Raw genomic sequence first — 19,952 nt, 5'->3', positions numbered from 1 at the left:
CAAGACCCGTCGAATCCGGCTATAGCTAAACGGAACGCGTACGGGAGAACGGCATGAAAGCACACTGGGCGGCGCTGCTTGGCGGCGCGCTGGCCTCGGCGGCGGCGCTGGGCGATTCGCCCTGCCCGGCGGACGGCCTGAAAGTGGGTTATTACCTGATCGGCAGCGCCTACGAGAACGGCCACGGCTACGACGTGGACCTGGTGCACGAGCTGGCGCGCCGCTTGGGCTGCAAAATCGCCCAGGAAGACGTCTATCCGCGCATCCGCGTGCTGAAAATGCTGGAGCACGGCCAATTGAATCTGGGCACCTCCGCCGTCCCCACCGCGGACCGCCGCAAGTATTCGTGGATCTACCCCTACTTCTACAGCAAGAACATGATCTTGCTGTCCAAACAGATAGGCGCGCGCACGCTGGAGCAGCTGCTGGCCGAACCGGCCGTCAAATGGGGCGTGATCCGCGGCTACCGCCACAGCCCGGAGCAGGACGCCTTCATCGAGCAATTGGCCAAACGCGGCAAGGTGGTGATGGCCAACGACGAGCGCGACCTCTACGCCATGCTGTCCCAGAGCATCGTCACCGCCGCCTTCGCCCATCCTTTCAGCTACGACAGCTGGCTCAACTCCCCGGCGCTGTCCGGCCAGGTGACGGTGCTGGACCTGTTTCCCAGCTCGGAACGCATCGCCGGCGGCCTGATGCTGGCGCACAGCGCCTTCAACCAGCAACAGGCGGAGCAATGGCAGGCCGAGCTGCAGCAAATGGCCAAGGACGGCTCCCTGCGCAAGATTTTCGGCAAATACCTGAGCGCGGACGGCGTGGCCCAATTGCAACTGCTGCCCTGATCCTTGTCCCAGCTTGCGCCGCCGCCGCCCGCTGCGGGACACTAGCCGGGTTTCGACCCAACGGACCCCTCGATGAAACTCTCCCGCCTCTGCCTGTTGCTGGCCATGCTGGCCAGTCCCCTGCTGCACGCCGCCCCGGCGCCGCAGACCCAGACGCTAATCATGCTGCGCCACGGCGAAAAACCCGAAGGCGGCTACGGCCAGCTCAATTGCAAGGGCTTCAACCGCTCGCTGGAACTGGCCAAGCTGCTGCCCAAAAAATACGGCCGGGCCGACCAGATCTTCGCGCCCTCCACCGCCAGCCAGACCCGGGACCCCGCGGGCACCTTCAACTACATCCGCCCGCTGGCCACCATAGAACCCACCGCCATCGCGCTGGGCCTGCCGGTGAACAGCAACTTCGACATGGAAGCCGTCGCCGCGCTGCAACAGCAGCTGGTCAACCCGCTGCAGCACGGCAAAATCGTCTATATCGCCTGGGAACACAAGCTGCTGCGCGAACTCGCCGTCAATCTGATGCAGGATTACGGCGACAAGGGCGCGGCGGACAAGGTGCCCAAATGGGACAAGAACGACTTCGACAGCCTCTACGTCGTCACCCTCGACTACGGCCGCAATCCGCCCAAGGCCAGTTTCCGCCACGAACAGCAGGGCCTGGACAAGCTGGCGGACAGCTGCAAACTCCCCTGAGAACCTGTTCCAAGCCCGCAGCGCGCGGACGCAAAACAGCCGGCCCATCCAGGGCCGGCTGTCTTCGTTTGCCGCGGGAGGATTACAGCGCCAGCTTGGCGATGGCGTCCTTGGCCGCGTGGAGGGCGGTGGCGCGCTTGTCTTCGCCCATATTCACCGCTTCGGCGCGGACGAAGGCCACGTCGTTCACGCCCAGGAAACCCATCACCGTCTTCAGGTAGTCTTCCTGGAAGTCCATCAGCTGGCCTTGCTCGGTGCTGTAAACGCCGCCGCGCGAGGACGCCACGATCACCTTCTTGCCGCCGGCCAGGCCCACCGGGCCGTTCTCGGTGTATTTGAAAGTGCGGCCGGAAGCGGCCACGCGGTCCACCCAGGCTTTCAGTTGCGACGGGATGGAGAAGTTGTACATCGGCGCGCCGATCACCACCACGTCCGCGGCCAGGAATTCTTCGATCAGCTCATTGCTCAGCGCGGCTTCGCTGCGCTGGGTGGCGGTCCAATCCGCCTCGGCGGTGAAGTTGGCGCCGATGATTTCGCCGGACAGGTGGGCGATGGGCTGGCTGGCCAGATCGCGGTAGGCGGTTTCCACATTGGCGTGGCGCTGACGCAGGGTGTCGGCGACAACGGCGGTCAGTTGGCGGGAAACCGAGTTGGCGGCGAGGATGCTGGAGTCGAGATGCAACAGTTTCATGGTCGGGTCCTTCGTGTCTTGGTAGAGAAAGTGATTGCATGATAGTTTTCCGAACCAATCCGCACTAGACTGCAAAAATCGGAAACATTGTTCCATCAGCGAGACAATCATGCAGGACCTGAACGATCTGCTCTACTTCGCCAAAGTGGTTGAACACGGCGGCTTCATGGCCGCCGGCCGCGTGCTGGGCATCCCCAAATCCCGGCTGTCCCGCCGCGTGGCGGAGCTGGAGCAGCGGCTGGGCGTGCGGCTGCTGCAAAGAACCACCCGCCGCCTGTCGCTGACCGAGATCGGCCAACAGTATTACCAGCACTGCCAGGCGATGCTGGAAGAGGCCGAGGCCGCCGACGAAGCCATCGCCCGCAGCAGCGCCGAGCCGCGCGGCCTGATCAAGGTCAGCTGCCCGGAACTGCTGTCCAAGACCCTGCTGGCCCCGGCGCTGCCCCGCTTCATGGCCCGCCACCCGCTGCTGCGGGTGCAGCTGGACTCCAGCAACCGACGGGTGGACTTGATAGAAGAAGGCGTGGACGTCGCCATTCGCGTGCGCAACGTGATAGAAGACAGCGCCAATCTGGTGGTGCGCCGGCTGGCCACCGCCCAGACCTCGCTGGTGGCCAGCCCGGCCTTGCTGGCCGAGCGCCCGGCTCCCAGGCATCCGGCCGACATGGCCGGCTGGCCGGCGCTGACCATGAGCCGCCCCGACGGCCGCGGCCAATGGGCCTTGCTGGACCAGGCCGGCCACGCCTACACCGTGCAGATAGACAGCCCGCGGCTGATGACCGACGACCTGATCGTGCTGCGCGACGCCGCCATCGCCGGCCTGGGCGTGGCCGCGCTGCCGGAACTGGTCTGTCACGAGGCGCTGCAGGCCGGCCAGTTGGTGCGGCTGCTGCCGGACTACGACATCCCCTGGGGCATTCTGCACGCCGCCTTCCCCACCCGCCGCGGCCTGCTGCCGGCGGTGCGCGCCTTCATCGACTTCCTCGCCAACGAGCTGATTCCGCCGGACCACCCGGTTTATCAGGTCGCGCCTTAGAACCTGTTTACGATCTGCCGCGCGTCGTAAGACGTGACACTTCGAAATGCTCATGCACCACTCGTACATTCCGCTTTCTCAGCCGCAACGCCTTATCTCGCTCTTGCTCGCGAGATCGTAAACACGTTCTTAAGGCCTGCTCGAAGTCTCGCGAGCTAAAGCGTTTGAACCGATGCTCAGCCCAGCATCCACGGCCGTCTCCCGACGGCCGCCCCTCCGGACGGGCGCTCCCCGGCGGACGCCGCGCAGCCAGGATGATGACAGGCCCGCTCATTGCGCGCCGCGGCCCGGCTGGCCGCGCCCGGCAAGCTCAGCGCAGGCGCCGACAGCAGACGCTCCAGGCTGGACTGGCCGCAGCCGGGACAAACCGCCGGCTCGGCGCGTGCCGCCACCGCGCGCAGCAGCACGAAAGGACCGCAAACCGGACAACGGTATTCATAGCTTGGCATCGCGGCGTCCTCAGTTCCGGTCATAAGACAGCGGCAACGGCACGCCGTCCAACGGCCGCCGTTGCGGCCCGCCGGCCTGCGGCCGGATGTCGAAATCGAAGATGTCCGTCGGCAACCACAAGGTGGCGCAGGCATTGGGCACGTCCACCACCCCGCTGATATGCCCCTGCACCGGCGCGCAGCCTAAAATGCTGTAGGCCTGGGCGCGCGAATAGCCGAACTTGCCCAGATACTCGATGGCGTTCAGACAGGCCTGGCGATAGGCCACTTGCACGTCCAGATAATGCTGGCTGCCATGCTCGTCCACCGACACCCCCTCGAAAATCAGGTAGTCGCCGTGCCGCGGCGCCAACGGGCTGGGCTGGAACACCGGGTTGCGGATGCCGTAGGCCGCCACGCCGCCCTTGATCAGGTCCACCTTCAAATGGGCCCAGCCGGCCATCTCGATGGCGCCGCAGAAGGTGATTTCCCCGTCGCCCTGGCTGAAATGCAGATCGCCCACCGACAGGCCGGCGCCGTCGACGTAGACCGGCAGGAACACGCGGGCGCCGCGCGACAGATCCTTGATGTCGCAGTTGCCGCCATGCTCGCGCGGCGGCACCGTGCGCGCGGCTTCTTCCGCCGCCTCCCGCGCCGCTGCGCCGGCCAATTGCCCCAGATGGGCGCTGGAGGCGAAAGGCAGGTGGGCCACCGCGCGCGGATTGTCGCGCAGCAGCTCGGCCTCGCGCCGGTTCCATTCCCGCAGCAGCGGCCGGCTAGGCAGGCAGCCGATCAGCCCGGGATGGATCAAGCCGGCGAAACGCACGCCGGGGATGTGGCGGCTGCGGGCGTAAAGCCCCTGGAAATCCCATACCGTCTTTTGCGCGTGCTGAAAGTGCTCGCTGAGGAAACCGCCGCCGTTGCTGCGCGAAAAAATGCCGTTGAAGCCCCATTGCCGTTCCGGCAAGGCGCCGATGTCCAGCAAATCCACCACCAGCAGGTCGCCGGGCTGCGCGCCGGTCACGCCCACCGGGCCGGACAGGAAATGCACGGTGCTCAGGTCCAGGTCGCGGATGTCGTCGGCGCAATCGTCGTTGCGCACATAGCCTCCGGTCCAGTCGTAGCACTCCAGCACGAAATCGTCGCCGGGCCGCACCCAGCACGCCATCGGAATGTCCGGATGCCAGCGGTTGTGAATCTGCGGATTGTCGTACGGGGATTGATCGAGATCGATCTTGATCAGGGTGGTCGCCATGACGCTTGCTCCTGCACGGTCGGGGCCACGCGGGCCCCGATTGCGAATGCCCGCAACCGGCGGCCGCCGGTTACGGTCCGTCCCCGCGCCGATGGCGCTGACGCCACGGCAATCCGCGGCCTGCGCCGCCTTGTTTTCTTTGTCGTTCGCGCAGCCCAGCAGACAGGCTGGCGCCAAGCCTAACAAACCACGACTTATCGCGCCGCCTTGCCTGGCGAGTCCTCCAGACACGCCAAGGCCCGCGCCGCCAGCGGCGTCAAACCGCTGTCCCCGCCGGCGGCGCGCCAGTGCGCCAGCAGGGCTTCCCGCATCGCCGGCGTCCAGAAGCGCCGCAGATGCTGGGCGACTTCGGCCGCCGCGTCGTCGCCCTGCGTGTTCTCGAAGAAGCGCGCGATTTCGTTGGCCATCTTCACCAGCGGCTGCGGCCTCATTCCGCCTCGCTCCCCGCCCGCCTGGCGGCGGCCAGCAGCTTTTGCTGCTCGTCGCCGAAACCATGGAAGCGGCGCTGCCAGTCCGACGGCCGCCCGGTCTTGTTCACCTCCACCGCGGTGACCTTGTATTCCGGGCAGTTGGTGGCCCAGTCCGAGTTGTCGGTGGTCACCACATTGGCGCCGGACTCCGGATGGTGAAAAGTGGTGTACACCACGCCCGGCGCCACCCGCTCCGTCACCTTGGCGCGCAAGGCGGTGTCGCCGGCGCGGCTGCGCACCGCCACCCAGTCGCCGTCGACGATGCCGCGGTCCTCGGCGTCGGTCGGATGGATTTCCAGCCTGTCCTCGGCGTGCCAGACCCGGTTATCGGTGCGCCGCGTCTGCGCGCCGACATTGTACTGGCTGAGAATCCGCCCGGTGGTCAGCAGCAAGGGAAAACGCTTGCCGGCCCGCTCCGTCGTGGCCACGTAGCGGGTGAGCACGAAGCGCCCCAGCCCGCGGGAAAAACTGTCGACGTGCATCACCGGCGTGCCCTCGGGCGCCGCCTCGTTGCACGGCCATTGCAGGCTGCCCAGCCGGTCCAGCTTGTCGTAGCTGACCCCGGCGAAGCTGGGCGTCAGCCGCGCGATCTCGTCCATGATCTCGGACGGGTGCGCATAAGCCATCGGATAGCCCAGCGCCGCCGCCAGCGCCGCGGTCACCTCCCAGTCCGCCTTGCCGGCCAAGGGGCGCATCGCCCGACGCACCCGCGAGATGCGCCGCTCGGCATTGGTGAAGGTGCCGTCCTTTTCCAGGAAGGAGCTGCCCGGCAGGAAGACGTGGGCGTACTTGGCGGTTTCGTTCAGGAACAGATCCTGCACCACCACGCACTCCATCGCCGTCAGCGCGGCGGCCACGTGCTGGGTGTTGGGATCGCTCTGCGCGATGTCCTCGCCCTGGCAGTACAGGCCCTTGAAACCACCGTCCAGCGCCGCGTCCAGCATATTGGGAATCCGCAGCCCCGGCTCCGGCTGCAGCGAGACGCCCCAGTCCGCCTCGAAGCGCGCGCGCACGCCGTCGTCGGACACATGGCGGTAGCCGGGCAGCTCGTGCGGGAAGGAGCCCATGTCGCAGGAGCCTTGCACATTGTTCTGGCCGCGCAGCGGGTTGACGCCGACGCCGGCGCGGCCGAGGTTGCCGGTGGCCATGGCCAGATTGGCGATGGCCATCACCGCGGTGCTGCCCTGGCTGTGCTCGGTGACGCCCAGGCCGTAGTAGATGGCGGCGTTGCCGCCGCCGGCGTACAGCCGCGCCGCCTCGCGGATCAGCGCCGCCGGCACGCCGCAGACTTCGGCGACGCGCTCCGGCGCGTTGTCCGGTTCGGCGACGAAATCGCGCCAACGCCGGAAGGCCTCGGCCTCGCAGCGCCGGTCGATGAAGTCCTGATCCAGCAGCCCCTCGCTCACCACTACGTGGGCCAGCGCGTTAAGCACCGCCACATTGCTGCCGGGCCGCAGCGCCAGGTGCAGCGCCGGCGCCGCGTGCGGCGAATCCGCCAGATCAATGCGGCGCGGGTCGACGACGATCAGCCGCGCGCCCTCGCGCAACCGCCGTCGCAGCAGCGAGCCGAACACCGGGTGGGCGTCGCTGGGATTGGCGCCTATCACCAGGATCACGTCCGCGCTCAGCGCCGAATCGAAATCCTGGGTGCCAGCGGATTCGCCCAGGGTCTGCTTGAGACCGTAGCCGGTGGGCGAATGGCAGACACGGGCGCAGGTGTCGATATTGTTGTTGCCGAAGGCGGCGCGCACCAGCTTCTGCACCAGATAGGTTTCCTCATTGGTGCAGCGGCTGGAGCTGATGCCGCCGACGGCGTCCCGACCATAGCGCGATTGCAGCCGGCGGAACTCGCTGGCCACATGCTCCAGCGCCTGCTCCCAGCTCACTTCCCGCCAGGGTTCGTGAATGCCGGCGCGCAGCATGGGTTTGACGATGCGGTCCGGGTGGGTGGCGTAGCCCCAGGCGAAGCGGCCCTTGACGCAGGAATGGCCGTGATTGGCGCGGCCGTCCCGGTCCGGCGTCATCCTCACCACCCGCTCGCCCTTGAGTTCGGCGCGGAAGCCGCAGCCCACGCCGCAATAAGCGCAGGTGGTCGCCACGCTGCGCTCCGGCTGCCCCTGCGCGATCACGCTTTTCTCCACCAGCGTGGCGGTGGGACAGGCTTGCACGCAAGCGCCGCAGGACACGCACTCCGAGCCGAGGAAGTCCTCGCCGCCGGCGGCGCGGACGCGGGCATCGAAGCCGCGTCCGACGATGCTCAAAGCGAAAGTGCCCTGGGTTTCCTCGCAGGCGCGCACGCAGCGGTTGCAGACGATGCACTTGGCCGGATCGTAATCGAAATAAGGGTTGGACTCGTCCTTGGCCTCGGCCAGGTGGTTGGCGCCGGCCAGGCCGTAACGCACTTCGCGCAGCCCCACCTGGCCGGCCACGGTCTGCAGTTCGCAAGCGCCGTTGGCGGCGCAGCCCAGGCAATCCAAGGGGTGATCGGACACGTACAGCTCCATCACCCCGCGCCGCAGCCTGGCCAGCGCCTCGCTCTGGGTGCGCACCATCATGCCCGCGCTCACCGGCGTGGTGCAGGCGGCCGGATAGCCGCGCTGGCCTTCTATCTCCACCAGGCACATGCGACAGGAGCCGAACGGCTCCAGGCTGTCGGTGGCGCACAGCCTGGGCAGGCGCGCGCCCTGCAGCGCGGCGGCGCGCAGCACCGAGGTGCCGGCCGGCACGGTGATGTCGACGCCGTCTATGCTCAGGCTCACCGGCGCGCCCTCTCGCGCCGGCGTGCCCAGGTCCTCCGTCGGAACAAGCGTGGGGTCAAACTGGCAGCTCATGGCGCCTCCTCCTCGACGATGGCCGGGTCCAGGCCGAAATCCGCGGGAAAGCCCCGCGCCGCGCTCAGCACCGGCAAGGGCGTCAAGCCGCCCAGCGCGCACAGCGAACCGTGCCGCATGATCTCGCACAAATCGCGCAGCAAGGACCACTGCCTCCCTCGCTCCGCCGCGTCGCCGGCCGTCAGCAGCCGGTCTATCACCTCGACGCCGCGGGTGGAGCCGATGCGACAGGGCGTGCATTTGCCGCAGGACTCCTCTGCGCAAAACCGCATGGCGAAACGCGCCATGCGCGCCATGTCGACGCTGTCGTCGCACACCACCACGCCGCCGTGGCCCAACATGGCGCCAACGGCGGCGAAGGCTTCGTAGTCCAGCGCGGTGTCGAACTGCTCCGGCCTCAGCCAGGCGCCCAGCGGCCCGCCCACCTGCGCCGCCTTGACCGGCCGGCCGCTGGCGCAGCCGCCGCCGTAGTCCTCGATCAACTCGCGCAGGCTCAGGCCGAAGCCGCGCTCCACCAGGCCGCCGCGCCGCACATTGCCGGCCAGCTGAAACGCCATGGTGCCGCGCGAGCGGCCGACGCCAAAGTCTCGATAAAACGGCGCGCCGCGGGCCAGGATGGTCGGCACCGAGGCCAGCGTCAGCACGTTGTGCACCAGGGTGGGACGGCCGAACAGGCCGCTGACCGCGGGCAGCGGCGGCTTGGCCCTGACTTCGCCGCGCCGGCCCTCCAGCGACTCCAGCATGGACGTTTCTTCGCCGCAGATATACGCGCCCGCGCCCAGGCGGACTTCCAGCTCCAGCTCGCGGCCGCTGCCCTGCAGATCGGGGCCCAGGTAGCCGCGCTGGCGGGCGATCGCCAGCGCCTGTTCCAGCGTCGCCGCCGCCGCCGCGTATTCGGAGCGAACATAGATGTAGCCGCGGCTCGCGCCCACCGCCAGCGCCGCGATGGTAATGCCCTCGATCAGCAGGAAGGGGTCGCCCTCCATCAGCATGCGGTCGGCGAAACTGCCGGAATCGCCTTCGTCGGCGTTGCATACCACGTATTTGCGGTCCGCCGCCGCCTCGCGGACGGTTCGCCATTTGAGGCCGGCGGGAAAGGCCGCGCCGCCGCGGCCGCGCAGGCCGGACTCCAGCACGCAGTCCAGCGCGCCCTCTTCGCCCAGCTCCAGCGCGTGGGACAGGCCGCGATAGCCGCCGTGGTCCAGATAATCGTCCAGCGACAGCGGCCGGGTCAGCCCGGCGCGCGCGAACAGCAAACGCTGCTGGCCGGCCAGATAGGGCAAGCTCTCCAGCAGACCCAGCGCCAGCGGGTGCTTGCCGTCCGCGTGCAGCACGGCGCCCAGCACGCTGTCCGCCTGTTCCGCCGTCAGCGGGCCGAAGCCGACGCGGCCTTGCGGCGTGTCCAGTTCCAGCAAGGGCTCCAGCCAGTACAGGCCGCGCGAACTATTGCGCCGGATCTCCACTTCCAGGCCGCGTCGCGCCGCGGCGTCGGCCAGCGCCTGCGCGCTCAGGTCCGCGCCCACCGCCCGCGCCGCGGAATCACAGGGCAGATGGAAGCTCAGCATCCGTCGCCCTCCTCCAGACAGCCGGCCAGCAAGGCGTCCAACGCGGCGGCGTCGACGCGCGCGTGCAATTCGCCGTCCAGCAACAAGGCCGGCGCGCAGGCGCAGGCGCCCAGACAGTACACCGGCCGCAGTTCCAGGCCACCGTCGGCGCTGCGGCCGGAGTCGTCCAGGCCGGTGCGCGCGCGCAGCCTTTGCGCCAGCGCCTCCGAGCCCATGCTCTGACAGGCCTCCGCCCGGCATAGCCGCAGCTCATGGCGCGCCGGCGGCTCGCCGCGGAAATCGTGGTAGAAGCTGAGCACGCCGCGCACCTCGGCCTGGCTCAGACGAAAGGCGCGGGCGATGTCCGGCGTCGCCGCGTCCGGCACATGGCCCAACTCGTCCTGCACGGCGTGCAGCAAGGGCAGCAAACCGCCCGGCTGCGCTTGGTGATCCGATACCAGCGCGGCGATGCGCGACTGTTGTTCTGTAGTCAAGGGCATGGCGATTCCCAGTGAGTGCAAGCTGGCCCCCTGCTTCGCTTACCTGATCTGCTCGGCCAGACGCAGCAGCCAAGCCGAATTATAGGTTTACCGCGCATCGGGGCCGACCTCGTCCCATACTTTGAGGCTGTAAAGCTTTTGCCGGCTGGCCCAGCTCAGCTCGGACACCCGCTTGCCGGAGGGGGTGCTCCGGAGCTGAAAGCGGGCAGGATGGCCTCGCACGCTCATATTCATGTCTTCCCGCAGCGCCAGCACGCCGCCGCCGTCGGCGACGAAATCCCATTCGCTCAACACCAGCAACACGCCGTCGGGCCGGGTGAACACCCAGTCGAAGCTGCTCCAGGGCCCGCGCCGCTTCGGTCCCTGCGGCACGATGCCCTCGAGGCGGTAAGCGCTCAACTCGCTGGCGCGGATGTCGCTGAGCCGGGATTCAGCATGCGCCCGAATCGCCTCGGGATTCAAGAGGCGGCTCCGGTAGGCCCCGTAGACCAGCGCGGCTTCGTCCTCAGGCGGAGTGACGTCGCTCGTCAAGGGCGTTGACGGCAGCCCGGGACCCAGGCTCGCCCTTGGCGCCACAATGCGCTGCCCGGGCGCGATGCCGCCCGGCAGCGGGCTGGTCGCGGACAGGTCCCAGGCATTCGCGTCCAGGACCAGGCCGCCCATCCCCAGCCAACAAAGCAGACTAACGCAGCTGCCCATGCGGATCGATGACGAATTTCTTCGGCGCGCCGCCGTCGAATTCGGCGTAGCCCCTGGGCGCGTTGTCCAGGCTGATGATCTCCACGCCCACCACTTCGGCGATGGGGATGCGGTCCCACAGAATCGCCTGCATCAGCGCGCGGTTGTACTTCATCACCGGAGTCTGGCCGGTGAAGAAGCTGTGCGACTTGGCCCAGCCCAGGCCAAAGCGCACCGACAGGCTGCCCTGCTTGGCCGCCTCGTCCGCGGCGCCGGGGTCGTCGGTGACGTAGAGGCCGGGTATGCCGATGCGTCCGGCCTCGCGCGTCACTTCCATCAAGGCGTTGAGCACGGTGGCCGGAGCCTCCTGCCGCGAACCGGCGTGGCCGTGGCCGCGCGCCTCGAAACCGACGGCGTCGATCGCGCAATCCACTTCCGGCGCGCCCAGGATGGCGGCGATCTGCTCGCCCAGCGTCGCGTCCAGCGACAGATCCGCGGTTTCAAAACCGACGGCGCGGGCGTGGGCCAGCCGCGCCGGGTTGACGTCGCCGACGATGACCACCGCCGCGCCCAGCAGGCGCGCGGAAGCCGCCGCCGCCAAGCCCACCGGGCCGGCGCCGGCCACATAGACGGTGCTGCCCGGCCCGACGCCGGCCGACACCGCGCCGTGATAGCCGGTGGGCAGGATGTCGGACAGGCAGGTCAGGTCTCGGATCTTGTCCAGCGCCTGGTTCCGGTCCGGAAACTTCAACAGATTGAAGTCGGCGTAAGGCACCATCACGTATTCCGCCTGGCCGCCCACCCAGCCGCCCATGTCGACATAGCCGTAAGCGCCGCCGGCCCGCGCCGGATTCACCGACAGGCACACCCCGGTGTGCTGCTCCTTGCAGCAGCGGCAGCGGCCGCAGGCCACGTTGAACGGCACCGACACCAGATCGCCGATGCGCAGCGTTTCCACATCGCCGCCCGCCTCGATCACCTCGCCGGTGATTTCATGCCCCAGCACCAGCCCGGCCGGCGCCGTGGTGCGGCCGCGCACCATATGCTGATCCGAGCCGCAGATATTGGTGCTCAGCACCTTGAGAATGACGCCGTGGCCGAGCTTGCGCCCGGCCGGGGACGCCAGTTCCGGAAAGGGAATCGGCCGCACCTCCACCTGGCCCGGCGCCATGTACACCACTCCGCGATTGCCTGTCATCACTGTCTCCTCGCTGCCGCGCCGGCACGGCCGGCGTTCCGGCCGCCGCCCATCGTCACTGCCGGGCTCCAGCGGCATCTGCTCCCGATGCTAGGAAAAAACCCGCCGCCGGCCTTGAGTCAAAGCGACCTCTTTGCGATCAATCGCGCCATGCCGGCTCGGAACCGCTTCAAAGTCTCGCGAGCAAGGGCGAGACCAGGCGAGAGCCGCTGAGCAAGCGGCGTTTACAAGCGGCAAATGAGCAAAGCCGCAGCCATTCGCAACGCCGTATCGCCAACGCGCAGCCGCGCGTAAACAGCTTCTCAGAACATGTTTACGATCTCGCGAGCTAAGGCGAGACAAGGCGAAAACAGCTGAGAAAGCGGAATGTACATAAGGTACATGAGCATTTCGAAGTTGGTTTCAACGCGGTATCGCCGACGCGCAGCAGATCGTAAACAGGCTCTCAGCGCGCCAGCGCCTGGCCGACGACGCTCAGCCCCGGCCGGCCATCGAAAGTGTTGACCCCCGCCAGCCAGCCGGCCAGCGCGGCCGGATTCTTTTTCAGATAATCCCGCGCCGCGGTCTCCGGCCTGATCTTGTCCATGATCGGCCCCATCACCCGGTTCTCCATATCGGTGCTGAAGCGCAGATTGCGCAGCAGCCGGCCGACATTGGGACAGCGCGCCTCGTAATCCGGCGGCACCGCGGTAAACACCTTCGCCGCGCCGAAATTGGGGCCGAACACCGCGTCGCCGCCGGACAGATAGCGCAGCTTGTGCCTGACGTTCATCGGATGCGGCTCCCAAGCCAGGAACACCATCCACTTTTTCTGACGCACCGCGCGTTCCAGTTCGGCCAGCATGCCGGCCTCGCTGGATTCCACCAGCCTGAAGCCGCCCAACCCGTACTGCCGCGCGCGGATCATGCCGTCTATCAGCCGATTGCCGTCGTTGCCGGCTTCGATGCCGTAGATCTTGCCGTCCAGCTGCGCCTTGAAGCGGGCGATGTCCTTGAAGTCGCGCAGGCCGGCGGCGGCGACGTAGTCCGGCACCGCCAGCGTGTACTTGGCCCCGGTCAGATTGGGCTCGGCCAGCACCTTGACCTGGCCCGCCTTGAGGAAGGGCTCGATCAGCGGCGTCATCGACGGGTTCCAATACCCCAGGAAGACGTCGATCTGCTTGCTCTTGAGGCCGGAAAACGCGATGGGCACCGAGGCGATGGTGGTGACCGGGCGATAGCCCAAGGCCTCCAGCACCACACTGGCCAGCCCGGTGGTGGCGGCGATGTCGGTCCAGCCCACGTCGACGAAACGCACATTGCGGCATGCGGCCGGCTCCTGGGCCAGCGCGCCGCCGCAGGCGGCCAGCAACAACGCCGCGAACATGGCTTTGATTCTGTTCATGCATTCACTCCCCGGCAGCGAAGATGGCGAAAATCCGCGCGGCGGCCGCTGCCTCGCCGCGATGCGGCCGACCGTCGACAAGGCCTTAGAGCCTGTTCAAAATCTTGCGAGCAAGAGCGAGACAAGGCGAAAACGGCTGAGAAAGCGGAATGTACGCGTGGTACATGAGCATTTCGAAGAGGTTTTCAACGCCGTATCGCCGCAGCGCAGCAGATTATGAACAGACTCTTAGGCGATCGCGCCCGCCGCCACCAGATATTGCTGTCGCTCGCGGCTGGGCGGGTAGCCGAACAGCCCGCGATAGGACTTGGAAAAATGCGAGGAGGACAGGAAGCCGCAGGCCACGGTGACCTCCATCACGCTCATATTGGTTTGCAACAGCAGTTCCCGCGCCCGGCGCAGGCGGAGATCCAGGTAGTACTGCGCCGGCGTGGTGCTCAGATAGCGCTTGAACAGCCGCTCCAGATGGCGCAGCGACACCCCCAGCTCCGCCGCCAGATGTTCCAGCGAGCGCGGGTTCTCGATATTGCTCTCCATCGACAGCGCGGCGTCCAGCAAGGCCTCGTGTCCGGTGCCGATGCGCGCCAGCAGCGGGATGTGCTGGCGGTCACCGTCGTCGCGGAGCCGGTCCACGATGAATTGCACCGAGACATCGGCCGCCAGGCTCTTGCCGCCCTTGTGGCGGATCAAATGGCACATGAAGTCCAGCGGCGCGGTGCCGCCGCTACAGGTGAAGCGGTCCCGGTCCAGCACGAACAGGTCCGAGGTGAACTGGGTGCGGGGAAACTCCTCGCTGATGGACAGCAGGTTTTCCCAATGGATGGCGCAACGGTAGCCGTTCAGCACCCCGGCCCGGGCCAGCGCAAAGGTGCCGGTGCAGATGGCGCCCAAGGGCACGCCCTGGGCGGCGAAGCGGCGGATCAGCGACTGCACCTTGTCGGTGGCCGCGTCGCGCACCTGGCAACCGCCGCAGACGATGAGCATGTCGTACTGCTGCGGGCTGCCCGGCACCGCCACCGGCGACAGGCTCAGGCCGTTGCTGGCGCTGACCGGCTCGCCGTCCGCCGACAGCAGGCTCCAGCGGTACAATTTCTTGCGCGACAGGTAGTTGGCCATGCGCAGCGGCTCCACCGCGTTGGAGAACGCGATCATGGAGAATTGATCGAGCAGCAAAAAGGCGATATGCGACAACGAGGCGATCTGTTGCGGTCCCATCACGACCTCCAGGGTATGCGTTGCAAGGAGTGTTGCCGGCTCCCAAGCTGCTCGCGGCCTGCCGCGCGCGGTGGAGCCTGATACGGTGAGTACGCCTTCGGAACTGCTCATGCGCCACTTGATCGAAGCCGCTTTCTCGGCGGTTCTTGTCTCTCGCTCTCTCCGCTCGCGAACTGGCGAACAGGCTCTCAGCCGTCGGCATCGGCGCCCGCCGCCGGCGCGCGGCCGAAGCTTTCGGTGATCCGGTCCAGGATGATGGCCAACAACACCACCGCCAGCCCGCTCTCGAAGCCCAGGCCCACGTCCAGCCGCTGGATGCTGGCCAAGACATCGTTGCCCAGGCCGCCGGCGCCCACCATGGACGCGATGATCACCATGGACAGCGCCATCATGATGGTCTGGTTGACGCCCGCCATGATGGACGGCAGCGCGATGGGCAGCTGCACCTTGAACAGCAGCTGCCAGGAGGTGCAGCCAAACGCGTTGCCGGCCTCCACCTGTTCCTTGTTCACTTGGCGGATGCCCAGGCTGGTCAGCCGCACCGCCGGCGGCACTGCGAACACCACGGTGGCCAGAATGCCCGGCACCCGCCCCAGTCCGAAGAACATTGCCGCGGGAATCAGATAAACGAAAGCCGGCATGGTCTGCATGAAGTCCAGCGCCGGACGCACCAAGGCGTTGACCAGCCGCCGGCGCGCGCAGCAGATGCCCACCGGCACCCCCAGCAGCAGGCTGACGCAGGTGGCGGACAAGGTCAGCGCCAGCGTGGAGACGGTCTGGCTCCAGAAGCCGGTGGCCCAGATCAGGCCCAGCGCGGCGCAGACGAAGACGGCGAACTTCCAGCCCAGCCGCCACAGGCCGACGCCAGCGAACAGGCCGGCCAGCGCCAGCGGCGGCACGCCCAGCAACAGGGCCTCCACCTGGGTGGCGAACCAGTCGATGCCGCCGCCGATGGCGTCGAAGGCGCCGGCGTTGTTTTCCAGCAGAAAGTGGATGATCTGGTTGACCCAGCTGCCTATCGGCAGCGGAGTCTGGGGGCTGGTCTCGGCCATGCGGCGTGTTCCTCGTCTCGCCGGGCGCGTCCGGAACCGCGAAGGCCGTTCCGCCTCCGTGGCCGCGGCGCCCCTTGGGTTCAGTGATGGGCGGCCGCGCTCAGGCGGTGCTGGGACAGCTTGTTGAGCACGCTGCTGGGCGTGATCACCCCCAGACAGCGGCCGTCGTCGTCGCGCACCAGCAAGGGCTCGGTCTGGCCCAATAGCCGCTGCAACACGTCGGACAGGCTACAGGATGGCGCCACGTGCGGCGCGCCGTCGACGCGCGACGGCGACGCGGCCTCGATCAGGTCCTTGGCCTGCAGATAGCGCGAGGTGTCCACGCTCTTGAAGAAGTCGCGCACGTAATCGTCGGCCGGACGTTCGATGATTTCGCGCGGGCTGCCCACTTGCACCAGCCGGCCGCCCTCCATGATGGCGATGCGGCTGCCTATGCGCAGCGCCTCTTCCAGATCATGGGAAACGAAGACGATGGTGCGGCGCTGCTCGCGCTGCAATTGCAGCAGCAGGTCCTGCATCTCGGCGCGCTTGAGCGGATCCAGCGCCGAGAAAGCCTCGTCCATCAGCATCAGCGAGGGGTTGACCGCCAGCGCGCGCACCAGGCCCACGCGCTGCTGCATGCCGCCGGAGAGTTCGTACGGGTGCTTGCCGGCAAACGGCGCCAGCCCCACTTGCTCCAGCACTTCCAGCGCCCGCGCCTCGCGCGCCTTGCGCGCGACGCCGGCGATTTCCAGGCCGAAGGCGGCGTTGTCCAACACCGTCCGGTGCGGCATCAGCGCAAAGCTCTGGAACACCATGCTCATGTCGCGGCGGCGCAGCGCCACCAGCTGCCTGGGCGTCAGCCGGGTCAGATCCTGGCCGTCCAGCAGGATTTGGCCGGCGCTAGGCTCCAGCAGACGGTTGATCAGGCGGATCAGCGTGGACTTGCCGGAGCCGGACAAGCCCATCAGCACGAAGATTTCGCCGGCCTGCACCGAGAAGGACACGTCGTTGACGCCCACCACCGCCCCGGTACGCCGGAACACTTCGTCCTTGCGTTCCCCGGTCCGCAGCAGGCGCATCACTTCCGCCGTCTTGCCGCCGAATACCTTGTAGAGATTCCTGACCTCGATCTTGCCCGACTGCATCCCTGTCTCCTTCGGCGCGGCCGCTGACGCGGCGACGGTGGATAAAGCGACGAATGTTTAATGTAAATCAAGGTTCACGATAGGAAGTAAGGGCTGCGCCAAATAACGGTATTCCGACAACAAGCCGTCTGAATCCGACATCCGCCCGCAAAACCAGCCGCTGCGGGCCTCATCGCCCGCTTTCATCGCCGTCGCGGTCCTTGCGGCAGCCGACAGTGTCGTAAAAAAACCGCAATCCGCCGCCCGCTGCGCAAAAAGCAAACGCCTGCCGCGGCCGGAGCGGGCAGGCGTGGAAGCGGAGCGGCGGCGAACGCGTTCTCTACGCCTCGCCAAAGTCTCGCGAGCGGGAGCGGAGTCAGATGAAAACCGCGGAGGAGGCGAAACGTAGTCGTGGCAGATAGCGTTTCGAAGCCTGACTCTCCGCGCCAGGCTCCACGACGCGCAGCAGATCGTCAACGGCTTCTCAGAGCCTGTTTACGATCTCGCGAGCTAAGGCGAGACAAGGCGAAAACAAGCGAAAAAGCGGAGTGTACATACGGTACATGAGCATTTTGAGTTTGTTTTTAACGCCGTATCGCCGACGCGCAGCAGATCGTAAACAGGTTCTCAGGGCCTAGCGGTCGATCACCAAATCGCTCAACGGCAAGCTGCAGCAAGGCAGGAAATAGCCCTGCTCCACTTCGCGCGGCCGGATGCCGCCCTGATGCCGCATGTCCACCCGCCCCTCCAGCAGGCGAGTCTTGCAGCTGCCGCACACGCCGCGGGTGCAGGAGGACGGCAGCCGCATGCCCTGGGCCAGCGCCGCCGCCAACACCGTCTGCCCCGGCGCCACCGCCAACTCGTCCCCCATTTTGGCGAAACGAACCTTGAAGCCGCCGCCCTCGGCGCCGACCGGCGGCGTCCGCGCCGGCTGGTCCGGCTGCGCGGCGCCGAGTTCGGCGAAGCTGAAGCTTTCCTCGTGATAGCGGGCCATATCGAAACCGCACTGGCGCAACAGCTCGCGCACCGCGGCCATATAGGGCGCGGGGCCGCAGCAGAACACCTGGCGCGCGTGCAGGTCCGGCGCCAGGCGTTCGATCAGCGCCCGATCCAGCCGGCCGATCAGGCCGGCCCAGTCCGGCTCGCCCGTCCTGTGCTCGCAAATCACCGCCTGGCGGAAGCCGGGGTGGGCGCTGGCCAGCAGGCTCAGCTCCTTGCGGAACACGATGTCGCGCGGCGAGCGGGCGCTGTGCACGAACAGGATATCGGCGTCGGCGGCCAGATCGGTCAACGCCCGGCTCATCGACATCAGCGGGGTGATGCCGCTGCCGGCGGACAAAAAAAGATACGGCGCGCCGGCGTGGCGCGCATAGCTGAATTCGCCGGCAGGCCCCAGCGCCCGCAGCGTCATCCCCGGCCGCAAATGCTCGTGCAGCCAGCCGGAGACGACGCCGCCGGGAATGCGCTTGACGGTGATGGACACCCGGTCCGGCCGGGTGGGCGTGGACGACAGCGTATAGCAGCGGTTGACCGCGACGCCGGCGATGTCCAGCTCCAGCGTGACGAACTGGCCGGGCTGGTAGTGGAAACGACGCGGCGGCTCGGCGCGGAACACGAAGGTTTTCACGTCATAGGTTTCTTCCCGCGCCTGCACGCAGACGAGCGCGCTGTCTTCGCCGGCCCGCCACAGCGGCGGGTCGGCGGGCATTGGCCGATAATCCGGCTGGCCGGCCGACTGCACATGGTCCGTGCTCACGTTATCCTCGCTCCAGGCCATGGCCCAGCCGCTGCACATACCAGTCGGTGAATTTTTCCACCAGCGCCTCGGTGTACGGCGAGTAAGGCCCGGGGCGATAAGCGGAGCCGTTGACGCCGCGCTGCGACTCCTCCACTAGCCGGCGGTCCTGCAGATTGGTAGCCCGCCACACCCGGGTGAGATTGTCCACCTCGTAGTCCACGCCCTCGACCGCGTCCTTGTGCACCAGCCAGCTGGTGCGCACCAGCGTGCTTTCCGCCGACAGCGGCAAGGCGGCGAAAGTAACGATGTGGTCGGCCATGAAATGGTGCCAGGAGTTGGGCTGGGTCCAGAACGACAGGCCGCCAGACGCCGGGTCGCGCAGCTCGCCCAGCAGCTTGCGGCAAGCCGCGCCGGTGTCCACGGTCTGGGACTGGCCCTTGCGGTCCAGCGGCATGCGCATCGCGCGATAACCGGACGTCTCGGACAGGCGGTCGATTTCGGCCGACGGCAGCCCGCCGGCCTCCCAGCGCGCGTGGCTATCGGCGACGACGCGCTGGTAATCGGCCAGCCCGGCCGCCTGTTCCGCCCTGGGCGCGAAGCCGTAGCTGTAGGCGTACAGCGAGACGGTCAGCTCCGGATGGTTGCTGGTGCAGTGATAGCACTCGCGGTTGTTCTCCATCGTCAGCTTCCAGTTGCCGGTCTCGACGATGTCCACCTGGGCCGCCACCTTGCAGTCGTCGATGCGGTGCGGCGCGAGATAAGGCGCCATCCGGCCCATCATCTCGTCGATGTCCTCCGGCGGCTGTTCGGCCAGACAGATGAACAGCAGCCCTTCCAGGTTTTTCAGCGCCACCGGCTTGAGGCTGTGATGCGAGGGGTCGAAACCGTCCGCCATGTGGTCGGCGAAGATCAGCCGGCCGGACAGATCGTAAGTCCATTGATGATAGGGGCAGACCAGATTGCCCACCGAGCCCTGGCGCTCGGCGCACAGCCGCGAGCCGCGGTGGCGGCAGACATTGTGAAAGGCCCGGACGGCCATGTCGTCGTCGCGCAGGATCAGGATGGGGTCGCGGCCCAGTTCCACGGTCAGGTAGTCGCCCGGCTCCGGTATTTCCGCGCTGACGCCGACGTAAATCCAGTGACGGCGGAAGATGTATTCGAGGTCGGCTTCGAACACCTGCGGCGAATGGTAGAACGGCGCCTCCAGGCTGAAGCCGGGCCGGCGGCGGGCCAGCAGTTCGCGCAGCGGGGCCGCGGAAGGAACGGAAATGACGCTGTGGGACATGTATCTCAC

At 67.4% G+C, this 19,952-nt stretch carries 19 protein-coding genes; 4 read left to right on the top strand and 15 right to left on the bottom strand.

Features of this window, described 5'->3' with window-relative positions; translation table 11 throughout:
- Positions 1 to 53 precede the first annotated feature (53 nt).
- Positions 54 to 842, top strand: a complete 789-nt coding sequence (locus tag JW897_RS22520) for a substrate-binding periplasmic protein (protein WP_205467717.1) — start codon at positions 54 to 56, stop codon at positions 840 to 842.
- Positions 843 to 914: 72 nt separating this feature from the next.
- Positions 915 to 1,532, top strand: a complete 618-nt coding sequence (locus JW897_RS22515; RefSeq protein WP_240352339.1) for a hypothetical protein — start codon at positions 915 to 917, stop codon at positions 1,530 to 1,532.
- A gap of 82 nt (positions 1,533 to 1,614) precedes the next feature.
- Here the strand turns inward: JW897_RS22515 and JW897_RS22510 are convergent, their stop codons facing one another.
- Positions 1,615 to 2,223 carry an FMN-dependent NADH-azoreductase gene (locus JW897_RS22510; RefSeq protein ID WP_205467716.1) on the bottom strand — a complete coding sequence of 203 codons (609 nt, stop codon included), beginning with the start codon at positions 2,221 to 2,223 and terminating at the stop codon, positions 1,615 to 1,617.
- A 109-nt stretch (positions 2,224 to 2,332) separates the two neighbouring features.
- On the opposite strand from JW897_RS22510, the gene JW897_RS22505 reads away from it, so the two are divergent.
- A complete protein-coding gene (locus JW897_RS22505) occupies positions 2,333 to 3,259 on the top strand; it encodes a LysR substrate-binding domain-containing protein (RefSeq protein ID WP_048412310.1) in 927 nt (308 codons plus the stop codon).
- 176 nt (positions 3,260 to 3,435) lie between these two features.
- Here the strand turns inward: JW897_RS22505 and JW897_RS22500 are convergent, their stop codons facing one another.
- From JW897_RS22500 to JW897_RS22460, 9 genes are all read right to left on the bottom strand, one after another.
- On the bottom strand, positions 3,436 to 3,708 hold the full coding sequence (locus tag JW897_RS22500; protein WP_205467715.1) for an FmdB family zinc ribbon protein: 273 nt from the start codon (positions 3,706 to 3,708) through the stop codon (positions 3,436 to 3,438).
- Positions 3,709 to 3,718: 10 nt separating this feature from the next.
- On the bottom strand, positions 3,719 to 4,942 hold the full coding sequence (gene fmdA / locus JW897_RS22495) for a formamidase (protein ID WP_205467714.1): 1,224 nt from the start codon (positions 4,940 to 4,942) through the stop codon (positions 3,719 to 3,721).
- A 194-nt stretch (positions 4,943 to 5,136) separates the two neighbouring features.
- A complete protein-coding gene (locus tag JW897_RS22490) occupies positions 5,137 to 5,373 on the bottom strand; it encodes a formate dehydrogenase subunit delta (RefSeq protein WP_205467713.1) in 237 nt (78 codons plus the stop codon).
- Positions 5,370 to 8,243, bottom strand: a complete 2,874-nt coding sequence (gene fdhF / locus JW897_RS22485; protein ID WP_205467712.1) for a formate dehydrogenase subunit alpha — start codon at positions 8,241 to 8,243, stop codon at positions 5,370 to 5,372. Before fdhF ends, JW897_RS22490 begins: the two co-directional genes overlap by 4 nt.
- Positions 8,240 to 9,808 (bottom strand): formate dehydrogenase beta subunit, encoded by a 1,569-nt coding sequence (locus JW897_RS22480; protein WP_205467711.1) that lies wholly within the window; start codon positions 9,806 to 9,808, stop codon positions 8,240 to 8,242. Before JW897_RS22480 ends, fdhF begins: the two co-directional genes overlap by 4 nt.
- Positions 9,802 to 10,287 (bottom strand): formate dehydrogenase subunit gamma, encoded by a 486-nt coding sequence (locus tag JW897_RS22475; protein ID WP_240352338.1) that lies wholly within the window; start codon positions 10,285 to 10,287, stop codon positions 9,802 to 9,804. Before JW897_RS22475 ends, JW897_RS22480 begins: the two co-directional genes overlap by 7 nt.
- An 87-nt stretch (positions 10,288 to 10,374) precedes the next feature.
- Positions 10,375 to 10,818, bottom strand: a complete 444-nt coding sequence (locus tag JW897_RS22470) for a hypothetical protein (RefSeq protein ID WP_205467710.1) — start codon at positions 10,816 to 10,818, stop codon at positions 10,375 to 10,377.
- A 151-nt stretch (positions 10,819 to 10,969) separates the two neighbouring features.
- Entirely contained in the window at positions 10,970 to 12,163 is a 1,194-nt protein-coding gene (gene fdhA, locus JW897_RS22465) for a formaldehyde dehydrogenase, glutathione-independent (protein ID WP_205467709.1), read from the bottom strand.
- Positions 12,164 to 12,608: 445 nt separating this feature from the next.
- Positions 12,609 to 13,547, bottom strand: coding sequence for a choline ABC transporter substrate-binding protein (locus JW897_RS22460; protein WP_205467708.1), 939 nt, complete (start codon positions 13,545 to 13,547; stop codon positions 12,609 to 12,611).
- On the opposite strand from JW897_RS22460, the gene JW897_RS22455 reads away from it, so the two are divergent.
- A complete protein-coding gene (locus JW897_RS22455; protein WP_205467707.1) occupies positions 13,528 to 13,767 on the top strand; it encodes a hypothetical protein in 240 nt (79 codons plus the stop codon). The two genes, JW897_RS22460 and JW897_RS22455, sit on opposite strands and share 20 nt — an antisense overlap.
- Before the next feature lie 8 nt (positions 13,768 to 13,775).
- Here the strand turns inward: JW897_RS22455 and JW897_RS22450 are convergent, their stop codons facing one another.
- The 5 genes from JW897_RS22450 to JW897_RS22430 form a co-directional block, all read right to left on the bottom strand.
- A complete protein-coding gene (locus tag JW897_RS22450) occupies positions 13,776 to 14,762 on the bottom strand; it encodes a GlxA family transcriptional regulator (protein WP_048412300.1) in 987 nt (328 codons plus the stop codon).
- 188 nt (positions 14,763 to 14,950) lie between these two features.
- Positions 14,951 to 15,814, bottom strand: a complete 864-nt coding sequence (locus JW897_RS22445; RefSeq protein ID WP_205467706.1) for an ABC transporter permease — start codon at positions 15,812 to 15,814, stop codon at positions 14,951 to 14,953.
- A gap of 80 nt (positions 15,815 to 15,894) precedes the next feature.
- A complete protein-coding gene (locus JW897_RS22440) occupies positions 15,895 to 16,941 on the bottom strand; it encodes a quaternary amine ABC transporter ATP-binding protein (RefSeq protein ID WP_205467705.1) in 1,047 nt (348 codons plus the stop codon).
- Positions 16,942 to 17,554: 613 nt separating this feature from the next.
- On the bottom strand, positions 17,555 to 18,676 hold the full coding sequence (locus JW897_RS22435) for an FAD-binding oxidoreductase (RefSeq protein WP_338030585.1): 1,122 nt from the start codon (positions 18,674 to 18,676) through the stop codon (positions 17,555 to 17,557).
- Between the two features lies 1 nt (position 18,677).
- A complete protein-coding gene (locus JW897_RS22430) occupies positions 18,678 to 19,943 on the bottom strand; it encodes an aromatic ring-hydroxylating oxygenase subunit alpha (protein ID WP_205467704.1) in 1,266 nt (421 codons plus the stop codon).
- Positions 19,944 to 19,952: the final 9 nt, after the last annotated feature.

It is taken from the genome of Chromobacterium alkanivorans (assembly GCF_016937655.1).
Taxonomy (GTDB): Bacteria; Pseudomonadota; Gammaproteobacteria; order Burkholderiales; family Chromobacteriaceae; genus Chromobacterium; species Chromobacterium alkanivorans.
Note: the sequence above shows the minus strand (reverse complement) of the source record. Positions and strands in the feature narration are given on the sequence as shown.

Excerpts from the sequence above, each read along its gene's own strand:
- JW897_RS22520 (WP_205467717.1), top strand. The coding sequence starts at position 54 with ATGAAAGCACACTGGGCGGCGCTGCTTGGCGGCGCGCTGGCCTCGGCG.
- JW897_RS22515 (WP_240352339.1), top strand. The coding sequence starts at position 915 with ATGAAACTCTCCCGCCTCTGCCTGTTGCTGGCCATGCTGGCCAGTCCC.
- JW897_RS22510 (WP_205467716.1), bottom strand. The coding sequence starts at position 2,223 with ATGAAACTGTTGCATCTCGACTCCAGCATCCTCGCCGCCAACTCGGTT.
- JW897_RS22505 (WP_048412310.1), top strand. The coding sequence starts at position 2,333 with ATGCAGGACCTGAACGATCTGCTCTACTTCGCCAAAGTGGTTGAACAC.
- JW897_RS22500 (WP_205467715.1), bottom strand. The coding sequence starts at position 3,708 with ATGCCAAGCTATGAATACCGTTGTCCGGTTTGCGGTCCTTTCGTGCTG.
- fmdA (WP_205467714.1), bottom strand. The coding sequence starts at position 4,942 with ATGGCGACCACCCTGATCAAGATCGATCTCGATCAATCCCCGTACGAC.
- JW897_RS22490 (WP_205467713.1), bottom strand. The coding sequence starts at position 5,373 with ATGAGGCCGCAGCCGCTGGTGAAGATGGCCAACGAAATCGCGCGCTTC.
- fdhF (WP_205467712.1), bottom strand. The coding sequence starts at position 8,243 with ATGAGCTGCCAGTTTGACCCCACGCTTGTTCCGACGGAGGACCTGGGC.
- JW897_RS22480 (WP_205467711.1), bottom strand. The coding sequence starts at position 9,808 with ATGCTGAGCTTCCATCTGCCCTGTGATTCCGCGGCGCGGGCGGTGGGC.
- JW897_RS22475 (WP_240352338.1), bottom strand. The coding sequence starts at position 10,287 with ATGCCCTTGACTACAGAACAACAGTCGCGCATCGCCGCGCTGGTATCG.
- fdhA (WP_205467709.1), bottom strand. The coding sequence starts at position 12,163 with ATGACAGGCAATCGCGGAGTGGTGTACATGGCGCCGGGCCAGGTGGAG.
- JW897_RS22455 (WP_205467707.1), top strand. The coding sequence starts at position 13,528 with ATGGCTTTGATTCTGTTCATGCATTCACTCCCCGGCAGCGAAGATGGC.
- JW897_RS22460 (WP_205467708.1), bottom strand. The coding sequence starts at position 13,547 with ATGAACAGAATCAAAGCCATGTTCGCGGCGTTGTTGCTGGCCGCCTGC.
- JW897_RS22450 (WP_048412300.1), bottom strand. The coding sequence starts at position 14,762 with ATGGGACCGCAACAGATCGCCTCGTTGTCGCATATCGCCTTTTTGCTG.
- JW897_RS22445 (WP_205467706.1), bottom strand. The coding sequence starts at position 15,814 with ATGGCCGAGACCAGCCCCCAGACTCCGCTGCCGATAGGCAGCTGGGTC.
- JW897_RS22440 (WP_205467705.1), bottom strand. The coding sequence starts at position 16,941 with ATGCAGTCGGGCAAGATCGAGGTCAGGAATCTCTACAAGGTATTCGGC.
- JW897_RS22430 (WP_205467704.1), bottom strand. The coding sequence starts at position 19,943 with ATGTCCCACAGCGTCATTTCCGTTCCTTCCGCGGCCCCGCTGCGCGAA.